This is a genomic window from Microbulbifer maximicatervae (SeqCode), assembly GCF_052467305.1.
Window position 1 is genome coordinate 1,977,754 of the sequence record NZ_CP174306.1, and the last position, 25,238, is coordinate 2,002,991.

The 25,238-nt window shown below is 49.7% G+C and carries 21 protein-coding genes; 5 read left to right on the top strand and 16 right to left on the bottom strand.

What is annotated here, in order from left to right:
* Positions 1-117: 117 nt before the first annotated feature.
* Both ACJJI4_RS08810 and ACJJI4_RS08815 read right to left on the bottom strand, forming a co-directional pair.
* Positions 118-960: a mechanosensitive ion channel family protein gene (locus tag ACJJI4_RS08810; protein WP_444927777.1), complete on the bottom strand. Its 843-nt coding sequence runs from the start codon at positions 958-960 to the stop codon at positions 118-120.
* A gap of 240 nt (positions 961-1,200) precedes the next feature.
* Positions 1,201-1,950 (bottom strand): flavodoxin family protein, encoded by a 750-nt coding sequence (locus tag ACJJI4_RS08815; RefSeq protein ID WP_444927778.1) that lies wholly within the window; start codon positions 1,948-1,950, stop codon positions 1,201-1,203.
* A gap of 208 nt (positions 1,951-2,158) precedes the next feature.
* Here ACJJI4_RS08815 and ACJJI4_RS08820 point away from each other — a divergent pair, with 208 nt between their 5' ends.
* Positions 2,159-2,749 (top strand): hypothetical protein, encoded by a 591-nt coding sequence (locus ACJJI4_RS08820; RefSeq protein WP_444908337.1) that lies wholly within the window; start codon positions 2,159-2,161, stop codon positions 2,747-2,749.
* A gap of 237 nt (positions 2,750-2,986) precedes the next feature.
* On the opposite strand, the gene ACJJI4_RS08825 is transcribed toward ACJJI4_RS08820, so the two are convergent.
* Together ACJJI4_RS08825 and ACJJI4_RS08830 are read right to left on the bottom strand one after the other, a co-directional pair.
* A complete protein-coding gene (locus ACJJI4_RS08825; protein ID WP_444927779.1) occupies positions 2,987-3,721 on the bottom strand; it encodes a hypothetical protein in 735 nt (244 codons plus the stop codon).
* 380 nt (positions 3,722-4,101) lie between these two features.
* The gene (locus ACJJI4_RS08830; protein ID WP_444927780.1) at positions 4,102-5,112 is read right to left on the bottom strand and encodes a tyrosine-type recombinase/integrase; all 1,011 of its coding nucleotides are present in this window, start codon (positions 5,110-5,112) and stop codon (positions 4,102-4,104) included.
* A gap of 192 nt (positions 5,113-5,304) precedes the next feature.
* Here ACJJI4_RS08830 and ACJJI4_RS08835 point away from each other — a divergent pair, with 192 nt between their 5' ends.
* Positions 5,305-6,363, top strand: coding sequence for a DNA-binding protein (locus ACJJI4_RS08835; protein WP_444927781.1), 1,059 nt, complete (start codon positions 5,305-5,307; stop codon positions 6,361-6,363).
* 261 nt (positions 6,364-6,624) lie between these two features.
* Entirely contained in the window at positions 6,625-8,322 is a 1,698-nt protein-coding gene (locus ACJJI4_RS08840; protein ID WP_413665764.1) for a BCCT family transporter, read from the top strand.
* A gap of 27 nt (positions 8,323-8,349) precedes the next feature.
* On the opposite strand, the gene ACJJI4_RS08845 is transcribed toward ACJJI4_RS08840, so the two are convergent.
* A complete protein-coding gene (locus ACJJI4_RS08845; protein ID WP_413665765.1) occupies positions 8,350-9,321 on the bottom strand; it encodes a M15 family metallopeptidase in 972 nt (323 codons plus the stop codon).
* A gap of 227 nt (positions 9,322-9,548) precedes the next feature.
* Here ACJJI4_RS08845 and ACJJI4_RS08850 point away from each other — a divergent pair, with 227 nt between their 5' ends.
* Positions 9,549-11,216: a BCCT family transporter gene (locus ACJJI4_RS08850; protein WP_444927782.1), complete on the top strand. Its 1,668-nt coding sequence runs from the start codon at positions 9,549-9,551 to the stop codon at positions 11,214-11,216.
* 55 nt (positions 11,217-11,271) lie between these two features.
* Here the strand turns inward: ACJJI4_RS08850 and ACJJI4_RS08855 are convergent, their stop codons facing one another.
* The 11 genes from ACJJI4_RS08855 to ectA all read right to left on the bottom strand — a co-directional run bounded on the left by ACJJI4_RS08855 (position 11,272) and on the right by ectA (position 24,224).
* Positions 11,272-11,985, bottom strand: coding sequence for a TorF family putative porin (locus tag ACJJI4_RS08855; protein WP_444908330.1), 714 nt, complete (start codon positions 11,983-11,985; stop codon positions 11,272-11,274).
* 63 nt (positions 11,986-12,048) lie between these two features.
* Positions 12,049-13,266, bottom strand: coding sequence for a BCCT family transporter (locus ACJJI4_RS08860; RefSeq protein ID WP_444927783.1), 1,218 nt, complete (start codon positions 13,264-13,266; stop codon positions 12,049-12,051).
* Positions 13,267-13,389: 123 nt separating this feature from the next.
* Complete coding sequence (betA, locus tag ACJJI4_RS08865; protein ID WP_444913750.1) at positions 13,390-15,063, bottom strand: choline dehydrogenase; 1,674 nt, start codon at positions 15,061-15,063, stop codon at positions 13,390-13,392.
* Positions 15,064-15,075: 12 nt separating this feature from the next.
* Positions 15,076-16,539 (bottom strand): betaine-aldehyde dehydrogenase, encoded by a 1,464-nt coding sequence (gene betB, locus ACJJI4_RS08870; RefSeq protein ID WP_444927784.1) that lies wholly within the window; start codon positions 16,537-16,539, stop codon positions 15,076-15,078.
* A 529-nt stretch (positions 16,540-17,068) separates the two neighbouring features.
* Positions 17,069-18,487, bottom strand: coding sequence for a sodium/proline symporter (locus ACJJI4_RS08875; protein WP_444927785.1), 1,419 nt, complete (start codon positions 18,485-18,487; stop codon positions 17,069-17,071).
* Between the two features lie 67 nt (positions 18,488-18,554).
* The gene (locus ACJJI4_RS08880; protein ID WP_444927786.1) at positions 18,555-19,472 is read right to left on the bottom strand and encodes a TPR end-of-group domain-containing protein; all 918 of its coding nucleotides are present in this window, start codon (positions 19,470-19,472) and stop codon (positions 18,555-18,557) included.
* Positions 19,457-20,887, bottom strand: coding sequence for an aspartate kinase (locus ACJJI4_RS08885; RefSeq protein WP_444927787.1), 1,431 nt, complete (start codon positions 20,885-20,887; stop codon positions 19,457-19,459). Before ACJJI4_RS08885 ends, ACJJI4_RS08880 begins: the two co-directional genes overlap by 16 nt.
* Before the next feature lie 62 nt (positions 20,888-20,949).
* Positions 20,950-21,867, bottom strand: a complete 918-nt coding sequence (thpD, locus tag ACJJI4_RS08890; protein ID WP_444927788.1) for an ectoine hydroxylase — start codon at positions 21,865-21,867, stop codon at positions 20,950-20,952.
* A 24-nt stretch (positions 21,868-21,891) separates the two neighbouring features.
* On the bottom strand, positions 21,892-22,296 hold the full coding sequence (locus ACJJI4_RS08895) for an ectoine synthase (RefSeq protein ID WP_444927789.1): 405 nt from the start codon (positions 22,294-22,296) through the stop codon (positions 21,892-21,894).
* 111 nt (positions 22,297-22,407) lie between these two features.
* Complete coding sequence (ectB, locus tag ACJJI4_RS08900) at positions 22,408-23,703, bottom strand: diaminobutyrate--2-oxoglutarate transaminase (protein WP_444927790.1); 1,296 nt, start codon at positions 23,701-23,703, stop codon at positions 22,408-22,410.
* An 11-nt stretch (positions 23,704-23,714) separates the two neighbouring features.
* Positions 23,715-24,224: a diaminobutyrate acetyltransferase gene (gene ectA, locus ACJJI4_RS08905; protein WP_444893869.1), complete on the bottom strand. Its 510-nt coding sequence runs from the start codon at positions 24,222-24,224 to the stop codon at positions 23,715-23,717.
* A 449-nt stretch (positions 24,225-24,673) separates the two neighbouring features.
* Between ectA and ACJJI4_RS08910 the strand changes: the two genes are divergently transcribed.
* Positions 24,674-25,225: a MarR family winged helix-turn-helix transcriptional regulator gene (locus ACJJI4_RS08910; RefSeq protein WP_282932789.1), complete on the top strand. Its 552-nt coding sequence runs from the start codon at positions 24,674-24,676 to the stop codon at positions 25,223-25,225.
* The last annotated feature ends 13 nt before the right edge of the window (positions 25,226-25,238 follow it).

Sequence of the window (25,238 nt, forward strand, 5' to 3'; positions counted from 1 at the left end):
CTGTCAAAACCCCAAAAGGTACCTTATTGGTTCGCTAACAAATTGTTTAACTCCAACAGTGTGAATTGGGCACTGGCGAGCATATATACCAACACCTTCATTGAATTGCCAAAACCGCTAACTTGCCTTTACTTCCTTGGTTTTCTCGAACCAAAAGTTATAGAAGTCTTCAGTCACCAACTGTTCGATATTGGTGGCTTCCTCTCGGGGGCAAAAGACGGTTACCGTGGTTACATCGTGGCCAAGTTCATTCGTTGTGATACAGACTTTGGCATCAGGCCCCGACAGCTCAACGCCCATGCGATTCTCAATCAGGTTGCAGTAGCGTTCGGCAACTTCACGGAAGGACTCGCAGTGTTCCTTAAGCCGCTCAGAGATAAACTTCTTGGCTTCAAATGGATTCATTCCTTTGCTTTCCCGGGTAATCGAAAAGGTGTGCTCGATATACCGGCGCATAAAGTTCAGGTTCTTTACCGGTTGGGTAAAGAAGGCATTGTTAGGGATGTACAGAGTTGTTCCTGTATAGCCATTGCCCAAACCGTGCGGATCGATCTCCAAAAGGGTGGTGCTTAGCCAGTCACTATCGGTGACTTCACCAAATTGATTGCCGACTTTAATCCAGTCTCCTACAGTAAACGAGCGCATGTTTGCCTGATACAAGCCACCAACGAGGCACTGCACACCCTCTCTCAGTGCCAATACAATTGCCACAGAGAAAGCGGCAATGGATAGGGCAAAGTCCCGGAGTTCGCTTACCCAAATGGCTATCAGGCCGACTACCAATAATAAGTTGCCAAGGTTATGTACGGTATTGATACGGCGGCGCTTATCCGCTTTTTGCCAACTACTTCGTGCTATTACTAGCGTGAGCAGGCCACGTAATAACATCACTACTGAGATCAGGCATATGGTGATAAATAATTTGCTATCCAGGATATGCGCTAAGAACTCTGGTTTCATTCGGGACAGGGACCTCACAGGAATTACTGGACCACCAATTCATATGGCAACGCCTAGCATCCCTTTATGGAGATAAGAGTGCTATGCCGTGTAGGTGGGTGTTAATGGGAGCAAAGAAGGCGGGAATTTATCCCTGGTGCTACATCTTGTAAATAGGATTTTGTAAATACGGATAGACTTGGCCAAACAGCAACAACTTTAGGCTGCTTAGCTCAATAAAGTTAAAAATGCAGGATGTTTCTATCGATAATCAGGGTTAGGGAAGTCGGGCTTACAGCCGGCATCCCAGGCAGAGCGCTGGTTGCCGTGGGCGGGAATGCCCCCGGCATCTTTTATCATTCGCGCCATATGCATCAGGTTCCAGGTCATAAAGGTGGTGTTGCGATTGGTAAAGTCGTTTTGCGGACCACCGGAACCAGGGTCAAGATACGAGGGGCCGGGGCCCGCTTCTCCCACCCATGCCGCATCTGCCTGGGGAGGGATAACATAGCCAAGGTGTTGCAGAGAGTAGAGAATATTCATGGCGCAGTGCTTTGCGCCATCTTCATTGCCGGTGATAAGGCAACCTCCCACCCGGCCGTAGTATGCGTACTGGCCTTTAGAGTTCAGATCAGCTGAGTTCGCATAGAGCCTTTCTATTGTTTGGGTGCAGATAGAGGATTTCTCTCCCAACCAGATCGGCGTGGTTATAACCAGGATATCTGCGTCTTCAACCCGGCGATAGAGCAGTGGCCACTCATCAGTGTCCCAGCCATGCTCCGTCATATCCGGGTAAACACCAAAAGCGATGTCGTGATCAACAGGGCGTAAAACCTCAACTGAGACTTTGTTGCGCTCCATGATTTCCCTGGATATGCGAATTAGACCGTCTGTATGGGAGAGTTCAGGCGTAGGCTTTAGAGTGCAGTTGAGGAATAGCGCCTTGAGGTCGGAGAAGTCCGACTTGCTAGACTTGCAGTCTTCAATTTGCTTCTGATTTAGCTTCGTCATTTAAGGCCTCCTTGCCACAATTTAGATAATAGCCTGAGTTCTAATCCCGTGATTTCAAAGAGGATCGTTTTGACTTATTCGCCCGAGGTCAACTTGAGGACTATAGATCCTTAGAGCTCGTTACTTTTGGCGTGAATCAGCTTGCTCAGAGATTAACTAACCATAAAGCTGCACCTATATTTGACTGATAACCACCTTGGAAGTCTCCATGAAAATAAAAAATCACCTATTACTTTTGCTCGTATCAGGACTTATGACTCTTGTGAACATGCATGCCAATGCTCAGCCGGAAGCCAAAGATTCCCTGGAGGGGGTGTGGTGTGCGGTTGAAGGAGAGTCGTTTATTTTCTATGAGCACAGCCCGGACGCCTTTACTTTGGAGAAGGGGCAAATTTGCCGGACCTTTAAGGTTCTCAAGCAAACAGGTGTAGGCGGTGGTGGCCGTTATCTTGAGGTAACGAAGAAACCGAATGTTAAACACCAGCTGACTGCGGTTGAAGAGACGGTGAATGAGGCCACTATTGCCAAGGATATCGGTATCTTTGCCTACATGAAGAGTGGCAATAGAATCCAGTTGGTAGCTGTTGATGTTTCCGATGAGAGCGTTACAAATTTGACCTTAGATGGCAGTGGCACCATGCGCGGCTTTATTGAAGAGGTTACAGCTGATCATTCTGCCGGGCAGGGTCATGAAGCTCACGTTGGGGTTCTGTTCTTTCGGAGGTCATCCTCATCGATACCCGAGACCTTTGATCAGGATTGGGAATCAATTTTCAATGAAACCCATACCAAGCAGTAGGGATACAGGCATTAGATCATCCATCGTGATAGATCTCTCATGTACTGCTTGAGGCTCAAGTTTTTGTGAGTTCGACTCTGCCTAACAACCTGGCAACAATGATTGTACGGCACTCAATTTGACCATTACACAGGTAGAGGGGCAGTATCATGTGCTCTATTCAGGCTAAACTGACAGAAAATGTACTTTTGGCTACTCGCAATTCAATCAATCTGAGCAGGTTAAACTCTATTTTACTTAAACAGTTGATTTGGAGGTTTCTGGTGAGCTCATTTTTAATAAGAAAAACCCCATCAATAGAAAGTAAATTGCTGTAACAATGACATTGAGCAACCCTGAGACTAAGCTCAATACAGCAGGTAAATCAAAGAACCTGTTATATGGGAGGATCATCATAATAGGGATAAGCCATTTGGTATATTTTAACTCTACTTTGTAACAGGAGATTGCGAATAGACATACAAATATACCGTTAAAAGTCACCGTATTTACGAACGTATCCAATAATTCTTGAGCTACATAAATTCCGAAAGCTGACGTTTCTAATGAGATCGTCCTGATATCATCGCCTAGTGCCAAGGAGTTTGTATAATCATTAGCTATTGGTATAAGTGCTAATCCCAAGAGCTGGGCAATATTGATAATAGCTACGGAGACCAGGGTGAATGAAATCAATGCCGCTGAAGCAACTTTACTATTCTCCCAAAATAGGACCGCAATAAATACAAACGAAAGGGCATAACAGGTCCTTAATGCGAGTAAAATCAGCTTCAGGATAAGAAATTCATTTGGGGTTTGGCCAAGCGCGATCAAAAAATCGCCCATTTGAATTGTAGAGCTGGGCTTAAAGAACTGTATATTGTTTGGCAGTAAAATAATGAACCCAACAAACAATATGAACTGAATAAAAAATAGATAGCCTGAAACTTTTGCTAAGTCATTACTGTTGAACCTTAGTTTTTTTAGCTTCATCTATTTTTATTCCATAATCAGACAACTGATAGATCGATTAATATCAATCCTTACTAGCTTAGGCAACGCTTGATATGTATATAATTGTAAATAATTATTAACTAAGTGTTGGATAACACTTGAGCTTGACTTTTCGTCTGCCCAGTTGAATCAATTAACCATGCATAGGGCCCCGTATCTTTTAATTTGCTCGCTTTTCAAGCCTCTTGGCACCGCCTTGGCGAGATATAAGAGCCGCCAATGGAATTTGAATCCAGTCTAGGTGGCGATGTAATACTCATGCTAAGAAGTAGAGGTTTGAGTATTTGTAACCTCAAGTGCTTTAACTATTGCATTTATTTTAGGGTAAAGACCTATTGCTAATAGTGCATAAGTCATTACTAATCGATCAGTTCCGACATCTTCTTCATCAAGATAGCTGAGGCGTTGTCGGTAAACTGTTGCCCCTCCTCAATATACTCCCAGACAGTGGCATCACTCTTCCACCCACCTTGCTTCTTGATCAGCTCAAAGCCAACTTTTTCTCGCGCAGCGGAAGTAGACAGGCCTCGGCGAAAGCTGTGGCTGCTGAGTTCGGCAACAAAGTCAAAACCGCAGGCTTCCCCGAGGTTTTTCAGTAGATCGTTGATAGCTGTGGGGTTTAACTGTCGACTTTGCACTGTATCCCAGCGATTGACTGACCGAAATACTGGCCCAGTTCTAATACCACTAACGTCTAGCCAGGACTTAAGTGCTCGTGCGGGGCAGATTTCAGGGGTGCCGTAGGGAAGGGCGCGCATCATTCCCTGACCACTTTGATCTGTTTTTGATTTGGGTAGGCGAATAATCAAGCCTTCCTCCTCCCATATCAGGTCTTCAACCTGGATCGCTACTAGCTCACTGCGCCGGAAGGCACCGAAGAAGCCTACCAGCACCAATGCCAAGTCACGGGCCTTCTTCTTGGAATCAGGCTGAGAGCGCAACTGTCGGGTGAGGGTGGCAATGTGTTCGAGGCTCAGGGCCTTGGCTTTTTGCTTGGGCTTTCCGTGGGTGCGGCGAATACCGCGCATGGTTTTCTGCACCAGCGGCTCAGCGACTGGGTTGGCAATGCCTTGATAAAGGTGCCACTGGCCTATGGCGGTTAGGTGCAAATCCAGGGTGCGTGGGTTTAATTGCTTGGCCCGGCTCAATAGATAGCTAACCAGTGAATGGCTATCGGTAGGGAGTCGGCCTCCCCATTTCTCGAACTGGCGAATGGCAGACCGATAGGCTTTGCGAGTGCTGTCTGAAGTTGCTGCTTTCAGGTACTTCTGGATGTCATCCTCAGCCAGAAGTGCTCCAGCCCCAGTAGATGTACTGCTGAGCGGGGATTGAGGTTGGGTTTTGGTTGAGGCTAGAGGCTGTTTTCTCATGGATTCTGTGTCACCCGGAAACCACTATTTGTACTGAGGGTACGTTAAATGGGGGTTTCCTTACTTTCATAACCTTCGATAAGAATCATTATCGAAGGTTAGTTAGGTTAATTCAAGAATTGGTTTATTTTTATATATTATGTATTATTACGTAATACGTAATTTGGTACAAAATAATCTGAGGGAAGGTTAATGGCGCGCACAGGGGTCACCTATCTGGACATTTTTGAGGCAGCAAAGGCGATTAAGGCCCGGGGCGAGGAGCCGACAGTTGATAGGGTGCGCGCTCATCTGGGGACAGGGAGTAAAAGTACAATTGCGCCGCTTCTAAAACGGTGGAAAAGCGAGAGTTCCAGCAGCATTGATGTCAGCGGCTTACCTAAAGATTTGGTGGAGGCGCTGAAAGGGCTTCATCAGCGTATCCAGGGGGATGCGGACCAGAGAGTGGAGCAGGTTCAGCAGGAATTTGAAGCTAAAGAGCTGGAGATAACAGAGAGACTAAATGAAGCTCAAGAGACCAGTAGCAAGCAAACCGCATTGATTCGCGAGCTGGAGCAGAAGCTTTCAGCTTCTGAAAGTGAGAAGCGCCGCCTCAAAGTTACCTTGGGTGAAGCTCAGTCAGAACTGGAAAAAAGTGAGTTTCAACTGGGGCAGGCCTCGGTTCGAATTGAGGAGCAGAAGGCCTCCATTGAAGAGATGAAGCAAGAGAATCGCGATGTGCGCGAGCACTTTGAGCACTTCCAGCAGCGAACGTCTACTGACCGGCAGCATGAGCGAGATCAGTTTCGATCTTCCAGTGAGCAACTTAAGGGGCAGGTGGCTTCACTGACGGAGCAACTTGGGCTGGCGGAACAGAAGATTTCTGAGCAGGATCTCCTGTATAAACAGGGGCAAGCATTAATTACTGAGCTCAATCGGGAAAAGCAGGATTTGCGTGAAAATATAGGCGCCGCTCAAGCCAAAGCAGCAAACTACAAGCGGCAGGCTGAAGAGCAGGCAGCAAGCGCTGACCTCCAATCTTCTGAAATTACACGATTACAGGATGAGGTTACCCGCCTCCAGAGCAGCGGTATAGGGCAAGCTAAGGAGATTCAGCTTCAGCAAGTATCTTTGGAAAGGCTGGATGCTGAACTGGGTGCTACAAAAGACCGGATAGAGACCTTGTCAGACGAGAATCGTATCCTTCTACAGGAGAAGGCAATGCTGCAAGGGCAGTTTGCCCAACTGGAAAAATCTTTGGGTAAGCAGTAGTTCAGAACCCGGCAGGTTGGGGTCGTCGTCAGTTGATAGCCCCAGTTCAATTGGTTGTCGCATCTAAACAGATGTGACAACTGTCAAATTGAAATACTTTGACTAGCTGGTACTATTAAAGATAAGTAAGAGCAAATTTAGCTGTAGTTGATCTACCTATCCTTATATAAGTCCTACTCACTAACACCGCATAATAAAGTTCCTTATATAAAGTCCCCCTTGCTTTTATTTGCCGCGGTTCATAAGGCATTTGGGAGGCAAGTGTTGTCCAATCATTTCAGAGAAATCATCGATAAACCCACGTTTTTTGGTTCGCTGGCGCTGTTGTTGGCAGTGACAATTCCACTGGTGCTGTTCCCCGAAGTTGGTGCCGCCTGGGTTTTAGCCGCTAAAGGTTTCGTCACTGACAAGCTGGGGGTTTTCTATCTGGCACTGGGTGTCGGGGCAATTCTCTTTATGGTCTATATCGTGTTTAGTGATATCGGCCAGATCAAGCTGGGAACACCTGAAGAAAACCCTGAGTTCTCCACCATATCCTGGGCGTCAATGCTGTTTTGTGCCGGCATCGGTGCATCGATTCTCTATTGGTCTATGGTCGAGTGGATCTACTATTACCAAACCCCACCTTTCCAGGTTGAAGGAGGCACCCCCGAAGCTGCGCGCTGGGCAGTTGCCTACGGTATTTTTCACTGGGGCCCGCTGGCGTGGTCCATCTACCTGATTCCCGCTCTGCCAATTGCCTACTTCTACTACGTTAGAAATCACAGCGTGCTGAAAATTAGCGAGGCACTGATGCCCGTTTTGGGGGAGCAGCGCGCCCAGGGCGGACTCGGCAAGCTGATCGACGTGCTGTTTATCTTTGGTATGTTGGGCGGCGGTGCTACGACCTTGGGAATTGCTGCGCCGCTGATCACTCAGGGGGCTCATGAACTCTTGGGCGTGCCCACCGGGCTGGGAACCCAGGTTGTAGTGCTGATGATATGCACGGCAATCTTCGGCTATAGCGCTTTTGTTGGGCTTAAGAAGGGTATCCGCGCACTTTCCAACCTGAATATGTGGCTGTCTATTGTACTGCTTCTGTTTGTTTTCCTGGTTGGCCCCACCTTATTTATGTTGAACACCGGCTTGGATGCCCTGGGTCGTGTCTTGGATAACATCTTCCATATGGCCGCCTGGACTGAGCCATTTGCAGAGTTTGAGCAGTTCCCGGATACCCATTTTCCCCAAGACTGGACCATCTTCTATTGGGCGTGGTGGTTGGTTTTCGCTCCCAGTGTCGGCTTGTTTATTGCGCGTATCTCACGGGGGAGGACCATTAAGACCATGGTGGTTGGCTCCATTTTTTATGGCACCTTAGGCTGTTTCCTGTTTTTTATGGTGCTGGGGAATTACGGCGTCTACTTACAGTTTTCCGGTGAGCTGGATGTGGTGGGGATGCTAAATGAGCAGGGCGCAACCGCTGCAATTTTTGCCACACTCAAGACACTTCCCGGCAGTAAACTGGTGATTCTGGTATATACGGTGCTCGCCCTCATCTTTACTGCAACTACATTCGATTCCATCTCATACATTCTTGCCGCTGTTGTGCAGAAAGAGGTCGATGAAGAGCCAGCTAGATGGAACCGCCTGTTCTGGGCATTTGCGCTTTCACTGATGCCGATAACGCTGCTGTTTTTGGGCGGCCTGGATACGCTGCAAACTGCCAGCGTGATCGGTGGCGTGCCGCTTTTAGTTGTTGCTTTGCTGCTGTGCATATCGATTGTGAAAGCCGCTCACTATGACCTGCGCTACCAGCCGAGCTATGAAGAGAAGGAAATCTATATTGAAGAGTTTCCAGAGGATGATCCGTGGACAGAAGAGGGGAATTGGGAGGTTCCGGCCCAGACGGAGCACGGCGTATCCCACGATGACAAACCCCATATAGAGGGCGATCCGGGAAGCCATCCGTCTCGACTTTAATAGTTGGGCAGCAGGAGGAGGCCGTTTTCACTCCTGCTCTCCATCAAATTCTGATACCACTTTATCGACACAATGTTTTCTGAGGTGAGTAGCGCTTTTTATCGAGTTGCTCTCCTCAAAACAGAGATTCAATTGCTGTGTATATCGGTTAAATAGTTGTTTTGCACTCTCCTTTGGCAAAGTTACAAGGCGGTTAATGAATTGACGGGAACCAACCTGGAAGTGCATATAGTCAATCGGGACATTCCAGTCTCCACCCCAGACAACGAAGCCATGCCTGGCAAAGATTGTGGTTACATCTTCAGACATCCCCATGCGGGTTGGCTTTCCCGGGCGAAACTTTGCCCGGTTTAAATATCCTTCTGTTGCATCCTTAGGGATTACTTTGGCTCGGGTGTGTTTATCAATATACAGGTAGGGATTTTGTAGGGGGTTAATATCAATAGCAACACCATAAGCATGCTCAGACCATCTGCTTCCGCCAGTAATAGGCCGGGAATCAAAAGCCAGTGTGTTGTTTCGATCATCTGCCATTCGCTCTTGCAGAGTAAAATATTCAACAGGAATGGCTGACTGTATTGGAAAGCGAGATCGGTAGATCTCGCCAAATAGAGACAGGACGTTCTCGGCAACGATATCAAGTACAACAACAGCGCCTCTGCGGTATAGATCAGCTTCGATGCCAACATTATCCTGAGCAGGCGGATCTAAGAGAGGCGTATAGTTGAAGACGACTCTCTTCAGCCTTTCACAGCCAATAGGGGAGTTGTTCCGAAGAACCTGCCGGAGCTTCATCAGCTCACAGTCTTCTTGGGAAATGTCGTAAATCCCTGTCTTTGCTTCAGGTTCAAAATCATTAACATCGATATTCCTATCCTGGTCCTTGGTGCATGCAAATAGCGCCAGGCCCGCAATGGCGGCGAAAGCCTTCTTATATATATCGCTTCTCTGTATTCCTTTGGGAAAGCCCCGTTTCAAATAGTATTTGAGTATGCACATCCTGTTCACACTTGAATTGCATTTGGCCTGTTAAATCAGTACTCAAAAGGATGCTAATCACGTCATGCCAGCGGTTGGTAAATGGCAGTGCAGTGCTCGCCTTAAAGATTGGCGTCTTTAGTTTCAGCAACTTTGTTCCGGCTGGTCAAAAAATAGCCAGACTGTAGTTAATTTAGCTCCCAACTCCTTCCCGTTTTGTAAGAACATCTTTTCAGAAGGAACCCTTGTTGAATAAGGGAACAAAGGATCTCATAGACAAGCCCACCTTTTGGGGCTCTTTTGCATTGCTACTAGTGGCGACAGTGCCCTTAATCCTCTTTCCCGAGGCGGGTTCTCTATGGTTATTGGCAGCTAAAGATCTGGTGACAGAGAAGTTGGGGGTCTTTTATCTCCTGCTAGGCCTAGGTGCGATGTTATTTGTGCTGTATATCGCCTTTAGTGATATTGGCAGGATAAAGTTGGGAGGGGGGAAAGAGGGCCCCGAATTCTCAACTCTATCCTGGGCTGCCATGTTGTTTTCTTCCGGTATTGGCGCCTCTATTTTGTATTGGTCGATGGTTGAATGGATCTACTATTACCAACAGCCGCCGTTCCAGGTTCAAGCAAGCTCAGCTGAAGCTGCGCGATGGGCAGTTTCCTACGGTATCTTTCACTGGGGGCCACTGGCTTGGTCTATCTATCTAATCCCCGCACTGCCAATTGCCTATTACTACTATGTGCGTAAACGCAAGGTTCTAAAGTTAAGCCAAGCGCTCGCGCCAGTATTGGGTGATCGTAGAGTGAGTGGGCACATTGGTAAGCTTATCGATACTTCTCTGGTATTTGGCATGCTAGGAGGTGCGGCTACACGGCTTGGTATCGCAGCGCCGCTGATTACTTTGGGATTGCACAAGCTATTTGGAATTCCTACTGGGGTGGGATTTCAGGTCGGGGTGCTGATATTTTGTGCGCTATTGTTTGGTTATTGTGCTCTTGTCAGGGTAAAGCAGGGCCTTAGCGTTCTATCAAACTTTACAATTTTTCTCTCGCTTGCCTTGCTGCTCTTCGTGTTTATCGCAGGGCCGACACTATTTATGCTCAATAGTGGGTTGGATTCCCTGGGTAGAGCGCTGCAGAACTTCTTGCAAATGGCCACTTGGACTGAGTCCTTCTCTCATTTTCAACAATTCCCCAACACTCGTTTTCCTCAAGATTGGACCATCTTCTATTGGGCTTGGTGGTTGGTGTTTGCACCGAGTATTGGTTTGTTTATAGCGCGTATCTCTGGAGGTCGGACTATCAAGGAGATGATTCTTGGATCACTATTTTTTGGAACTTTTGGCTGCTTCTTGTTTTTTATGGTGCTAGGCAACTACGGCGTTTACTTGCATTTTTCGGGCGAGCTGGACTTGGTGCAAATACTAAATCAGCAGGGGGCCAATACCGTGATCTTTGCCGTTTTGGATAAGTTGCCGGCGAGCCAGTTAGTTGTGTTGCTGTATACGCTGATCGCACTGGTTTTTACGATCATTACTTTTGACTCCATATCTCATATTCTTGCCGCCGTTGTGCAGAAAGAAGTCCATGGCGAGCCGCTTCGGTGGAATCGAATTTTCTGGGCCTTCGCGCTGGCAGTAATGCCTATTGCCTTGTTGCTCATTGGGGGGCTGGAAGCGTTGCAGGCGGCAAGCATTATCGCCGGTGTCCCTTTGCTGCTGATTGCCCTCTTGCTGTGTATCTCAATGGTTAAAGTTGCACGGCATGACTTGAATTTGCACCCTGTTATCCTTGAAAGGGAAATCGTTTTGGAAGGGGTGACTGAGGAAGGTGCCTGGAGTGGGAATACTGAATCAGGGCAAGTTGTGATGAAATCTGCAGAGAAGTCTGGCCAGGACGGAAAAGAAGAAACACCCTAAGAGCAGACTAGTAAGATATGCCGGGGCTATCTAAAGCCCCGGCTGCACTTATAGTTTAAAGGCTAAAAGTGCGGGCAACAGAGAAGACGATACGCTCGTCAGCAGTGCCTGAGTCGAGAGTGGTATTCTCGGCGGCAATATTGAAATCAAAACCCTCCAGGGAAGTCATATACTCCACTCGGTAGTGGTTGTAAGATTTTTTACCTTCCCAGGTCCAGTTGTCTTTATTGACGGTTGTAGAGCGGTCAGCACTGAAGCGAACGTTGTGTCCTTCTGCAAACTCAAAGGTATGGGCCAGCATCATAATGTAGTGGCCGCCACCCTGGCCAAAGTAATCCCAGCTGTACCAGCCATTGACTTCTGATTCGCCTAGAGCAGAGCTGTAGCCAAGCTTGGCATAAGCTTCCGGGTAAGCGTACTCTTCAGAAAGGTCACTATCACCGTGATAGGTGTAATAAGCGAGTCCAGTGTCCAGGCTTACTTTATCGGTAAGCTGCATGAACTTACCTGCATAGAAATCCCACTCCAGGTTGGTATCGTCATCTTCACCGAAGTCTACGTTGGAAGCCCAGGTGCCGATATACCAGCCGTTATCGAACCCGTAGTCCAGACTGGCTTGCAGTGCTGGGTCGTTTTGAGTCTGGCTGACACCATTAAAGGTATAGTCAGTAGTCAGGTTAACAGTAGAAGACAGCTCTGCCTGGGATTGTTGGGCAAGCACCAGCAGAGAAGCACAGGTCAGTGCAGAAAGTTTCAAAGTTGATTTCATTGTTCAATTACCACTTATTTATATTTTGTAGCCCCCGCCAAACCAGGCAGGGGATTTCAACAGTTAGCTCGCCAGTTCGATCTTATTAAAGTCGATCTTGTTTTCTTTAGGCGAGGAGTCGATAGCTGCTACCGCCCTGAAGCGTTTCACCAGGATGTAACCCAGGCAGCAGAAGAAAATGCCAATTACCAGGGCACCGATCCACTGGATTTGTAGGAAGTCGAGCTTGAACAACAGGGTGAGCAGACTCATCGCTGCCAGGTTCAGCACGAAGTATTTCCACTTGCCCAGACGCGCAACGGTCATACCCAGGTTGTCGGTGTACAGGCGAATCAGGGAGTCCAGCGAGTTGATCACGAAGGTAATGCCCACAATGATCATGGCCAGGTTATAGAAGCCAGTAGTATCCAGGCCCTGGCTGGAGTAGTAGTAAAGCACGGTGAACCACAGTGCGATGGGGATGGATGGGAAGATCAGCATCGCCGCCAGCACTTGGTAAGTACGCAGACCGCCCACAAAGCGGGAGGTAAACTGGCCAATCATAATGCTCCACGCAAACCACCAGAACAGGTAGAACTCGTGGTAGTCATTCAGCGGCAGTACGAACTGGTGGATATTGCCGAAGTAACCGCCGAGCAGTGCAAAGGTGGAAGCAAAGTCTCCAACGCTGCCGTTCTCACCGGTAAAGGCGCCTACCCACATTACCGCGATCAGGCCAATAAACATCCAGGTAGTCGCCAGACTGAGGAAGCGCACATAGCGCAGGCTGGTGGATGAGTAGACCGCAGCGGCGATCACGGCAAATACGATCAGGTAGAAGGTACCAACAATGGTTTCACCATCGCCAACCTGTGGCAGATACCAGGGCAAGTTGCTGAGCAGCAGGTAGGCGGTAAACGCGCAGGTACCGATAATCACCACGTTGTTGATCAGCTTTACCAGGCCGATCTCAAAGAATTTAACTTTGGGCTCGATAATGCAGAAGTAAAAACAGGTGAGGAAGTAGAAACCCCAGATCAGGAAGGCCCAAAAACCAAACTCAATCGCGAGTGCGTTGGTGAAGCCATATTCTGGGTTTGCGGCTAGGTCTGCATAGCCACCGAACTCGGTGAGGGGGAACATGATCAGGCCTACATCGAGGCCGGAGGTGAAAAGGATCGCTATAAAAGTGAAGGTTTTGACCGGGGTCACCCCGACCATCTTCACATTTCCCCATTTAATCAGCGAGAAAATTATTGCCGTGAAGGTAAATAATAATCCCGCAGAAAGCCAAGCTGTCATGCTGAGTCTCCAGCTAGTTATTGGTATGCCGGCGCCCCTCAAGGGCGTTGCTGTGCGAGATTTGAGTATCCCCGTCGTGTTTGAAGGGGGCAGTCAAATCTCTGCCAGAGCGCCGACGAAAAATCAGCTAACTGAGCGCGCAGGGCGGCCAGGTCGCTGAGTGCTGGTAGCTTTGGTCGCTACCGGTGCCTCGGAGGGCGCCAATACTGGGCGCCCTAAAATCAGGTCAGCAGCCCGCTCCGCCACCATAATGGTGGGCGCATTCAGGTTGCCGTTGGGAATGGTCGGAAAGATGGAGGAATCTACAACTCTCAAGCCCTGCAATCCGTGTACACGGGTTTCCGGGTCTACCACTGCCATTGCATCAGTTCCCATCTTGCAGGAGCAGGATGGGTGGTATGCACTCTCGACGGATTCCCGTACGAAAGCGTCAATTTGTTCATCAGTCTGGATATCGGTGCCGGGCTGGATTTCATCGCCCCGGTACTCGTCGAAAGCCGGCTGATTGATAATCTCGCGAGTTAGTCGCACACAAGCACGGAAACCCTCAATATCCTCTTTCTCCTGTAAATAATTAAACAGGATGGAAGGGGATTGCTTGGGATCACTGCTCACCACTTTGACTCTGCCGCGACTCTTGGGCTTGTTGTGCCCGATATGCACCTGGAAGCCGTGGCCGTCGAAAGCTTCGCGGCCGTCATAGCGCATGGCTGCTGGCAGGAAGTGATATTGCAGGTCCGGCCACTCCACATTTTCTTTGGAGCGAATAAAACCGCATGACTCGAAATGGTTGGTGGCTCCGAGACCATCCTTCTTCAGTATCCAACGAGCGCCGATCAGGAATTTATTCCACGGATCGAGCTTGCCATTCAGGGAAATCGGTTGGTTGCAGCGGAACTGGAAATAGAACTCCAGGTGGTCCTGCAAGTTTTGGCCGACGCCGGGGAGTTCGTGTTGGAGTTCGATACCGGCTTCTGCCAGTGTGTCGGGATCTCCGATTCCGGAGAGCTGAAGAAGGTGAGGGGAGCCGATGGGACCTGCGCTGAGGATGACTTCCTGCCGCGCCTTGAATTCCAGGATCTTTCCCTTGCGTTCAAGTTTGATTCCGACTGCCCGTTTACCTTCCAGAATCACCTTATGCACAGTGGCGTGGGTCAATACCGTCAAATTGGGGCGCTGCATTGCCGGCTTCAGGTAAGCGTTGGCGGTAGACCAGCGCTTACCATCTTTTACCGTCATATGCATGGGGCCAAAGCCCTCTTGCTGCTCACCATTGTAATCTGCGGTGTAGTCGTAGCCAGCTTCTTTGCCAGCTTCGATAAAGGCTCCATAAAGGGGGTTGGCCATTTCATTGCCGTTATTGACCCCCAGTGGACCTTCGTCACCACGATAATCGTCACCGCCGAAAGCCCAGGTCTCAGAGCGTTTAAAGTAGGGCAGGCAGTGGGCGTAATCCCAGCCTTCGGCGCCGTGCTGTGCCCACTCATCAAAGTCTTTAGCGTGCCCGCGCACGTAAACCATCCCGTTAATCGAGGAGGAACCACCGAGTACCTTGCCCCTGGGGCAGTGCATACTGCGGTTATCCAAGTGGGGCTCCGGTTCAGTCGTAAACTGCCAGGCGTACTTCTCAGTATTCATGGGGATGGACAGCGCGGTGGGCATCTGGATAAAGATGCTGCGATCGCTACCTCCTGTCTCTACCAGGAGGACTTTTTTATCTTCCTGGGCAGACAGGCGGTTGGCCAGAACGCAACCGGCAGAGCCGGCGCCGACAATGATGTAGTCAAACTCACTCATACAGGGTACCGCTTAAAATGGACTTTCCAGTGGTGCCAGGCCCACATACACCGCTTTTAGCTGGGTATAGTGGTTCAGGGTCGCAAGTCCATTTTCGCGTCCGATTCCGGATAACTTGTATCCGCCCACCGGCATTTCTGCCGGGGAAGCACCGTAGGCATTGATCCAGCAGATACCCGCTTGCATCTGGTGGATCACACGGTGGGCGCGAGTGATATCGCGGGTAAATACGCCGGCGGCCAAGCCCAATCGGGTATCGTTAGCGCGGCGGATCACTTCGTCTTCATCATCAAAGACCAGTACCGACATTACCGGGCCGAAGATCTCTTCGCGGCAGATGGTCATATCGTCATGACAGTCGGTGAATACGGTGGGAGCAACGAAGTAACCGTTAGGTGAATTTTCTGGTGAAAGGGTGTGACCGCCGCAGAACAGGGTCGCGCCTTCCTCTTTACCCTTGCTGATGTAGTCCATTACCAGTTGCTGGTGCTTGGCAGAAATCAGGGCGCCGAAGTTGGTGTCCGGATTCATCGGATCACCGGCAATAATATTTTGCTCAACACGCTCTTTCAGACGAGCGAGGAACTGATCTTGGATGCTGCGGTGTACAAATACCCGGGTACCGTTGGTGCAGATTTCGCCCTGGGTGTAGAAGTTGCCCAGCATGGCAGCAGAAACGGCTTGCTCCAGGTCGGCATCATCAAAGATCACCAGCGGGGACTTGCCACCCAGCTCCATGGTAACTTCTTTCAGGTTGGAAGCCGCTGCGGCCATCACTTTCTTGCCGGTACCCACTTCGCCGGTAAAGGAAACCTTGGCGATATCCGGGTGGTTAGTCAGCCAGGCACCCACGGCGCCATCACCTTGGATTACGTTGAAAACACCCGGGGGCATGCCCGCTTCAATAAAGATTTCAGCCAACTTCAAAGCACCTTTGGGGGTTTCTTCGGAAGGCTTGAAGATCATGGCGTTACCGCAGGCTAGGGCCGGGGCGGCTTTCCAGCAAGCGATTTGTAAGGGGTAGTTCCAGGCACCGATTCCGGCGCAGATGCCCAGGGGCTCGCGGCGGGTGTAGTAGAAGTCCTCACCGACTTGCTGCTGATTGCCTTCAATGCCTGCAGCCAGGCCGGCAAAGAATTCGATGGAGTCGGCCCCAGTCACCACGTCGACAACACTGGCTTCCTGCCAGGGCTTGCCGGTATCAGTCACTTCGATAGCTGCCAGTTCGTCGTTGCGCTCGCGCAACAGCGCTACTGCTTTCTGCAGGATGCGGCTGCGTTCTACCGGCATCATCGCTGACCACTGGGCAAAACCGCGCTTGGCGCTCTCGATGGTTTCTGCCAGTACCTTTTCGTCGGCAACCTCAACCTGATAGCTGATTTCGTTGGTCGCCGGGTTATATACATCAAAGCACTCGCCGCTCTCATTCGACAGGTAGCGGCCGTCTACAAAATTCCGTTGTTTGTCCAGTGACATCTGTCTCTCCATACTGCTTTAACAGAGGGTCAGTCGGTTGTTCGTTGGCGATGGACTTGAAGGGCGCAATGGGCCGATCGTGAAGGTCCAGTCATCATAAAAAAGGGCCGGTCTGACGAAGACATTTGTCCCTAATCGTCAGATTCCAGCCCGGGCTCGATAGTCGTTGATCGAGCGATATGACACAAAATGTAACATATTTTTAATTTGAACTCTAATTGTTAGCACTCAATGCAACAAAGCTGGCGGATTCGTAGGAGGATTTATTTTTCAGCGACTACAGAGTTAATCCGTATTTTCAAGGGTTAAAAGTGGGCTGGGTTGGGCCAAAAATCTCATTTGAACTCTATAAAAAGCACTGTATGAATTTTGCTCAACCCGGCTGTCTCGGGGTCAAGTCAGGTGCCCGAAAGGCGGGGGCTTTGGGCGGCAGGAGATGGGATTTGTCGCTTTTGGGGGAGGAGGCTCTAGCTGGTGAAGGTCTGGCAGGCGGGGAGGCTCTACCTCCCCAGAATTACGTTGAGTGAATTTAACTGTTTGCCTCGCGTAAAGTGGAGGTTTGGCGGTTCAGGCTGGCCAGATATAGCACTGCTAACCCAGCTGCAATACCCGGCAATCCCTCATAGATCACGCCGTGATACCCCAGTAGCCGCCAGGTAATCGCTGCTGTAAAGCCGATAATCACTGCTGCGATAGCGGTTGCCTGGGATGGCTTACCCCCAAAACACAATACCAGGAGTAGAGGGCCAAATGCGCTGGCAAGTCCCGACCAAGCGAAAATAACCAGGCTGAACACACTTTGGCTGTTGGCGAGCGCCAACAGCAATGCGCCGCCGGTTATCGCAACTGTGACAAGCTTTAGAAACCAGGTTTTTTCAATCTTGTGCGGAAGAATATCGTGGGTAATGGCTGCGGAGCAGCTGAGAAGCAGGGAGTCTGCGGTGGACATGGTTGCGGCAAAGATACCAGCCAGGATCAGCCCAACAAAAACAGGGGGCAACAAATCCATAGCCATGGTGGGAAGAGCAAGCTCCGCATCAAAGCTCCCTGTGTCAGCAATAAACACTCTGGATAGCAGGCCGACCCCGGTGGCCATACAATAGAAAAGGATGAACCACAGATAGTACCAGGCCCTTGCCCGGTTCATCTTGCTGGAATCCTTCAGGGTCATAAATCGAACCATAACGTGGGGTTGTCCAATCACAGACAATCCAGCAAACCCCCAACTGATCACAAAGAGTATCACCCCGCCCCAGCCCGCAAAGGCGAGCCCCTCGGGAAACCAATGGGTAAAACCTTCAATAGCCTGCATTTGTATCGCCGCACTGGTGATGCCACCCAAGTTGGCAAGGGCGACGGTTAGAAGTGCTGCCATAGCCCCCATCATAACGATGGATTGGGCCGCATCAGTCCAAATGGACGCGCGGATGCCGCCAGCTAAACAGTAGAGGCATACAAGCACAGCTCCAACTACAGCACCGGACCAGAGAGGCCAATCCAGCAGTACGTGCAGGGCTTTGCTGCCGGCAACCATTTGGGCAGAGGCATAAGTTAGTAAAAACAGCAGGGAAATGATGCCGATCAGGCGCTGCAGGGCTGAGTACTTCTGTCCGTACCAGTTACTGAGAACACCTGCGTAGCTGACTTCACCACTTGAACTGGTAGCGGTCCTCAATCGCTTGTGTACATAGAGGGAAGCCAGAAAATCACCGGCAATCCACCCCACCATCAACCAGATGGAGGCCAACCCAGTGGTGTAGGTATAGCCGATAACCCCGATAAACATATAGCCGCTATTGTTCGTTGCCACGGCAGACAACCCCACCAGCCAGGGGGAGACACCACTGCTGGCAAGGTAATAGTCGGCTTTGGTTTGACGGCTGAACATCGCAGAAGAGAGGCCGACCAGAGTGAACAAAAGTAAAAAACCAAGAAATGAATAGATCATCGGCAATCCTATTATTTTTATCCCGTATTATTTTATGGGTTGGTCTTCAGAGGTTATCCGAATATTTCTAGCTCCCCTTGCCACCGCTTTGCGGTGAGGGAGTATTGGCAATAACCTGGTCGAGTTCCTCAAAAACTTCACTTTCCGCTAAAGGCTGTAAGGCACTATCAACCAGGATCTCATCGCGGTAGCTTTCCCGCCTTTTGATGGCTTCAGCCAGATAACGCAGCGCTTCATCAAATTGACCCATGGCAGTATGGGCGCATGCCAGTTGGTAGAAGGCATGGCTGTTATCCGAGTCAATACCTAGGGCCTGGTGACAAAGATTGGCGGCCCATTGGGGTTCATTAAGCTCCAGCACTGCATCAGCTTTATAGGTAAGGGCTTCTACATCCTCGTGGCGGAGGCGCAGAATCTCGTCGTAAATGGCAATTTTATTTGCCACTGAGGATTCTTGTTGGGCGCGCAGCCACAGGGACTGTACTTCCTGAGTTAGCTCGATTTCCTCGCGGTTTTCTTCAATATGCTGTGTTTTCTGTTGAAGCTGCTTCTCTATAACTTCCAAGCGCTTTTCGTATTCCTGGACCAGCTTTGAGATTTCCTCATCGGCCAGGGAGTGCACCCGCTCTTTAATATCCTGGAATGACCGCCAACCAACTAAAACCAAAATTGAAGTGGCGGCGGCTATCAAGTAGAAAAAGTAGGTAACCGTATCGGTTGCGTAGGCTACGGCTCGATCGACAGAGTTGTGTTCACGATCGACAATTTGCTGAATCAATTCCTGCTTGGCATTAGCCTGATCGATTCGCAGCTGCTTAATTTCGTCGAGCATATAGCGCTCGACGAAGGGTGTGTATAAGGGCTTCTCAAGGGTGTCGACTTCGCTTTGCGCACTGTCTTTTTTCTTTTCTTCCGTTTCCTGGGAAATAGAGGTGGCGGAAGTTAATAAAAAGAACAGGGCACAAAGGCTCAGGATGCGAGGCATATCGCCGTCCCGTGATTGTAAATCTCTACCAGTGCCTCGTGTAGTGTCCGAACGGCTGCATCATAGTCTGGCTCGCTAACGATGAACTGCATATCTACATGACGCAGGGACTGGTGCATGGCGAGCACGCGGATATTGCTTTTGGACATCGACTGCACCGCTTTGGCCAGCACGCCGGGGATTTGCATATCGCTACCGATGGCTGAAACTATGGCGACTTTGCGCTGGTTCAGTTCGGCTTCGGGAAAATGCTCTTCCAATGCAGCCTGAATTCGCTTAATTGTTTTCAGATTGGTGGAGAGGAAATGGGTAAGGGTATTGGCATTAGTGTCTTTGGAAATAATGTGGGCTTTGAAGCGCTTGATCACCAGTAGCACTTCGCGATCATAATCGTGGATGCTGCCCGCCATATCCTGGTCAAACAACTCCAGGGCGTAAACCCCTTTACAGCCGGCAATAATTTCCACTCGTGGAGAGTCGCTGATGTAGTCACCAGTAATCAGGGTGCCGGCGTGCTCGGGCTCGAAAGTGTTTTTCACCCTGAGAGGGATATTTTGTTGGCGCAGCCCCTTGGCGGCTTTGGGGTGAATCGCTTCCATTCCCAGGTTGGCCAACTGGTCGGCCACATCGTAATTGGTGCGGCCAATGGGTACTGCATTTCCCTCTCCCACCAGGCGAGGGTCTGCACTGCTCAGGTGGAACTCTTTGTGAATCACCGCCTCCTTTGCCCCTGTGAGTACGGCGAGACGACTGAAAGTCATCTCGCTATAGCCCCGATCAAACGAGATCAGCAGACCCTTATCGCTATGGGCATAGCCGGTAACAATAGGCAGCTGTCTGCTTAAATCGATAGTGGCAAAGGCATCCCGGATACGCTCATCCAGGGGAATGTGCTTGTTGGTGCGCCAGCCAGTCAGGTCGACAAAGCAGGCATTTACACCATCCCGCTGCAACAGCTTTGAAGTGTTCCATGCGCTGTGGGCCTCACCGAGGCTGGCTAACATCTCCCTTACCGTGCCCAAGTGGGCGTCGAGGGAGAAGTGGCCGTGCTGACAGAGGCTTTGCAGGTCTCTCAGGCATTTTTTGGCGCTCTCCAGCCTTTCATCCAAAAACAGGTTCGCTTCCGCGAGAAGATCGCCATGCCCGAAAAGACGCTCGTTGATTTGCCGCAGTGCTGCCCGAAGCTCATCAAACTTAACCAGCCAGCTATCGTCCTCAATGCTGCTGGAGAAGAGGGCATAGATACCTGGTTGACCACTTTTCTTGTGCTCTAGAAGCAAGTCAGTAATACCGCCGTAGGCAGAGACTACAAAAACACGATTGTAGATCCCCTTGGAGTCACCTTTGATAATATTATCCCGGACCGCTTCGTAGTCCGTCATAGAGGTGCCGCCAATCTTTTCTATCGTATGCATCGTCTCTTACTGGTCCTTCTTTCTCTTAAAAACTGGGTGAGTGCTTTGAATTGAGATTTGCTTCAGATAGTAGAAATTGATTTCCTCGCACAGATGTATTCCGGCCTGGGAGGTAAGCCGCAAAACGGAGCCTCCACCTTGTTGCTCAGGGCATTAAAAACAAAAAACAAATTAGACCTCGGGTCGGGGCTGATATTGCTGCTGGAGCCATGCATTAAGTTGCAGTCAAACACAACAATACTGCCGGGCTTGCCTGTAACAGCTGATATTCCGCCATTGGATACCAGGGACCTCAAATGGCTATCTGAGGGAATACCAAGTTCTTGCTTTTTCAGTGAGCTGAGGTAGTTCCGTTTTGGTGTTTCCCCATCGCAAGCAATGTAATGGTGGTGGGACTTGGGAATCAGCATTAATGGGCCATTAAAATGATGATTCTCTGTTAAGGTAATGGAGATGCTGAGTGCCCGCATACGGGGCATGCCGTCCTCGACATGCCAGGTTTCAAAATCGGAGTGCCAATAAAAATCTTTCCCGCGAAAACCAGGTTTGTAGTTCGCGCGAGACTGATGGATATAAACCTCATCACCCAAAATACATTTCGCAATACTTGATAGCCGTTGATCCCTGGAAAGCCGGTTAAAAATTTGGCTGCTTTTGTGGATACGAAAGACTGAGCGCACTTCGTTACTTTCAGGCTCGGTGATAATTTCTTCCGACTTATCAGTGTGTCTGCGCTGTTTAATCTCCGCCAACTCTTGCGTAAAAAAGTTAATCTCCGCCTGGGAAAACAAATTCTCCAGTACAACAAAGCCCTGTTCTGCGTAGCGCTTGAGTTTCGATGGTGTCAGTGGGGAGAGGGGCTGGCAGTCCCCATACACAATTGGATCTTTGCGCACCATGGCACCACCCAGAAGGCCCGGTTTTCGGGAGGGGTAGCAGTCTTCCCTGGTAACACTTGAGCTATCTGGAAGGTACTTCATGGATACTGCCCTATGACTGACTAGTTATTCATCAATCTTGTCAGCTTCAAGTTCGTAGGCTCCCTCAGCATTGTGTACTTCCTTGCCATTCAAAGGGGGGTTAAATACACAGGCCATAGTCATTTCTTCAAAGGCTCTTAAAATGTGCCGGTCATGCTTATCGAGAATATAGATAGTTCCAGGTTCGATAGGATGCTTCTTGCCATCCTCAAGAGTTTCTACCTCACCTCTGCCGGAAATGCAGTAAACCGCTTCCAAGTGGTTTTGATAGTGCATTTGGAAATCAGCACCGGCATAAATAGTGGTGATATGGAAAGAAAAACCCATTTCATCATCTTTAAGCAGGAGTCGGGTGCTCTCCCAGTTGTTATCCGGTGAAACAACCCGGCGGCCGGATTTGTTAGCTTCCTGTAAACTTCTGACAATCATTGGTATTTCGCTGTTTCGTGTGTGTTCGAGTCTGGCTGGTCAGCAATATTCTTAGTTTGCAGCCTGCACAGTTGGATCTTTTGCGTGAACCTTTTCAGAGGCCCTTAAAGTCTAGCAGGCTTCAAAAAAGACTCTTTCCTCAGGCATATCCCGCTCTCCGGCACAGACTTCCCGGATAGCGGATTCAATAATGTCGATCCCTTTTTTAAGGTTTTGATCGGTGATTATCAGTGGGCAAAGGAGCTTAACGATCTGGTCATCGGCTCCGCTGGTTTCAATAATCAGCCCCTGCTTGAATGCGAGTTTGGTGATCTTTCCTGCAAGTTCGCCGCTGATGCAGTCGATACCCTGAAACATACCCCGGCCTTTGGTGGTGAAGTTGCCCTCACCATATCGGCTGACAATTTCATTCAAACGCTCGGAAATGTATTTGCCCTTGCGTTTAATCTCCCGTGAGAAGTCTTCGTCAGACCAGTAATGATCGATAGCGGCTTTCGCAGTTACAAAAGCCAGATTGTTGCCACGGAAAGTGCCGTTGTGCTCACCGGGCTTCCACTGATCCAGCTCTGGTTTCATTAGCACCAGCGCAAATGGCAGCCCATAGCCACTGAGGGATTTGGATAGCGTAATGATATCGGGTTCGATACCGGCCTCTTCAAAGCTGAAAAAGTTGCCCGTGCGGCCGCAGCCAGCCTGGATATCATCGACAATAAAAAGTAAGCCGTGTTTTTTGCAGACGGATTGAAGGTTTCTTAGCCACTCGATACTGGCCGCATTGATACCGCCTTCCCCTTGAACTGTCTCAACAATCACTGCTGCGGGAGAATTAATACCGCTGCTGGAATCTGAGAGGACTTTATCGAGGTATTCTGTGGTATCGATATTTTTGCCCAGGTAGTCGTCAAAGGGCATGCGGTGCGTACCATTGAGGCTGACACCGGCAGCATCCCTGTGATGCGAGTTGCCGGTGGCGGCCAGCGAGCCAAGGCTTACGCCATGGAAACCGTTGGTAAAGGTGACGATGTTCTGCTGCCCGGTTACATTGCGGGCAATTTTCATCGCCGCCTCTACCGCATTCGTCCCAGTCGGACCGGTAAACTGCACCACGTACTCCATATTCCGCGGCTTGAGAATTTTCTCATTCAGTGCCTGTAGAAATTCACCCTTGGCCCTGGTGTGCATATCGAGGCCGTGAGTAATTCCATCGGCCTCAATGTAATCTTGCAGTGCTTGCTTGAACAGCGGGTTGTTGTGCCCGTAGTTGAGTGTGCCGGCACCCGCCAGGAAATCCAGATACTGATTTCCCTCCTCATCCCACATCAGCTCGCCTTTTGCGCGATTGAAAACTCGCGGAAAGGAGCGGGCATAGCTTTGCACTTCTGATTCAATCTCATCAAAGATCTTCATGATTTTCTCTTTTATGGTGTTTCTTCGAGGGCGAAAGGCCCGATGCGGACAAGGGTTTCGGAGTCGTGCAGCCCGTCAAAGTGGGCTTGAGAGTCCATCCAGGGTGAGGAGTGAAGATCGACCGATAATTTATCGGCGACACTGTGGAAGAGCGCCCAAGACGGCAGGTTGTGTTCTGTAATCGTGGTCTCAATAAATCTGACCGAACCACAGTGAGGACGCTCGAGGATGTGACTTATCATCCGGGAGGCCAGTCCAAGCCCCCGGGCCTTCTCGTCTACGGCCACCTGCCAGACAAAGAGGGTATCTGTACGGTCGGGGATGATATAGCCGGAAATAAAGCCCAGCAGCTCTCCATCAACCTCTGCGGCGACTGAGGTGTTGGCGAAATGGCTGCAGTGGAGGAGGTTGCAGTAGCTGGAGTTTGTGTCCAGGGGAGGGCAACGTTTGATCAATCGGTAAGTGGCCATCCCATCTTCAATCAATGGGCTGCGTAACAAAATATTTTCTGAGCTAGACAAAAAACCTTCCCAACCGACTAAATATTTTTTCACCTCTAAATATTTACCTGCACAAGTGTTGAGCAAATGGCGTAAATATAGCTTCTTAGAGGCATTTTTATGCCGGATTACTAGTAAAAATGCTTTGAACGCTAAATATCGTACACAAATTAAATTCAAAGTCCAGGATACTTGAGGCGAATCAAGTCACAATATTTGGCCTAGAAATGCCTGGATATGTGGGATATACAGCCTATAGGCAGGTAAAAATAATATTTTGAGGTCGATAAATTTTTCTATTGGACATGCCGGCTGAGAGATCGCCTGACCATAAAATGGACAGTTTTGTGATGGAGCCTGAGGCTCTTGTGGGGGTGATGTTTCGCAGTCGGGTTATAAGCGCTTAGTGATTGAGGGGTACGGCGATATAATTCCGGCAATCACCCTGACTCCATGATTGAGAGGTAACTTTGAACAGTATCGAACAAGTGCTAGTGGCCCTGCGGCGGGTAATAAGAGCCACGGACCTGCACTCCAAACACCTGGCTAAAACCACTGGCTTAACCGCCCCGCAGGTGTTGTTGCTACAAGCTATTCGCAATAAGGGTGAAGTGACGATCGGCGAACTGGCCAACGAGGTCAGCCTGAGCCAGGCAACCGTGACCAATATTCTTGACCGCCTGGAGAAGAGAGGCTTGGTGTATCGCCAGCGCTCCCAGGCTGATAAGCGCAAAGTGCATGCTTACCTTACTGAGGAGGCCGCGGAGACTTTGCGCGATGCCCCCATCCCGCTTCAGGACCAGTTTGCTCGTCAGTTTGGCGATCTAAAAGACTGGGAGCAAAGCATGATAATTGCTTCACTACAGCGCGTTGCCCAAATGATGGATGCTCAACATATCGATGCTTCCCCAGTGCTGGATATCGGTGTTCTGGATCGCCAGGGTGCCTCAATGGATAAGCCCGCAACGGCACTGGGCTACAGTGACATCCCCGACTCCTCCGACAGAGATAAAAGTACTTAAGTAGCGACACCGG

Coding starts and splice junctions, on each gene's coding strand:
- ACJJI4_RS08855 (WP_444908330.1), bottom strand. CDS start 11,985: ATGAAATCAACTTTGAAACTTTCTGCACTGACCTGTGCTTCTCTGCTG.
- ACJJI4_RS08835 (WP_444927781.1), top strand. CDS start 5,305: ATGGCGCGCACAGGGGTCACCTATCTGGACATTTTTGAGGCAGCAAAG.
- ACJJI4_RS08825 (WP_444927779.1), bottom strand. CDS start 3,721: ATGAAGCTAAAAAAACTAAGGTTCAACAGTAATGACTTAGCAAAAGTT.
- ACJJI4_RS08885 (WP_444927787.1), bottom strand. CDS start 20,887: ATGCATACGATAGAAAAGATTGGCGGCACCTCTATGACGGACTACGAA.
- ectB (WP_444927790.1), bottom strand. CDS start 23,703: ATGAAGATCTTTGATGAGATTGAATCAGAAGTGCAAAGCTATGCCCGC.
- ACJJI4_RS08860 (WP_444927783.1), bottom strand. CDS start 13,266: ATGACAGCTTGGCTTTCTGCGGGATTATTATTTACCTTCACGGCAATA.
- ACJJI4_RS08895 (WP_444927789.1), bottom strand. CDS start 22,296: ATGATTGTCAGAAGTTTACAGGAAGCTAACAAATCCGGCCGCCGGGTT.
- ACJJI4_RS08880 (WP_444927786.1), bottom strand. CDS start 19,472: ATGCCTCGCATCCTGAGCCTTTGTGCCCTGTTCTTTTTATTAACTTCC.
- betA (WP_444913750.1), bottom strand. CDS start 15,063: ATGAGTGAGTTTGACTACATCATTGTCGGCGCCGGCTCTGCCGGTTGC.
- thpD (WP_444927788.1), bottom strand. CDS start 21,867: ATGAAGTACCTTCCAGATAGCTCAAGTGTTACCAGGGAAGACTGCTAC.
- ACJJI4_RS08820 (WP_444908337.1), top strand. CDS start 2,159: ATGAAAATAAAAAATCACCTATTACTTTTGCTCGTATCAGGACTTATG.
- ACJJI4_RS08875 (WP_444927785.1), bottom strand. CDS start 18,487: ATGATCTATTCATTTCTTGGTTTTTTACTTTTGTTCACTCTGGTCGGC.
- ACJJI4_RS08815 (WP_444927778.1), bottom strand. CDS start 1,950: ATGACGAAGCTAAATCAGAAGCAAATTGAAGACTGCAAGTCTAGCAAG.
- ACJJI4_RS08810 (WP_444927777.1), bottom strand. CDS start 960: ATGAAACCAGAGTTCTTAGCGCATATCCTGGATAGCAAATTATTTATC.
- ACJJI4_RS08830 (WP_444927780.1), bottom strand. CDS start 5,112: ATGAGAAAACAGCCTCTAGCCTCAACCAAAACCCAACCTCAATCCCCG.
- ACJJI4_RS08845 (WP_413665765.1), bottom strand. CDS start 9,321: ATGTGCATACTCAAATACTATTTGAAACGGGGCTTTCCCAAAGGAATA.
- betB (WP_444927784.1), bottom strand. CDS start 16,539: ATGTCACTGGACAAACAACGGAATTTTGTAGACGGCCGCTACCTGTCG.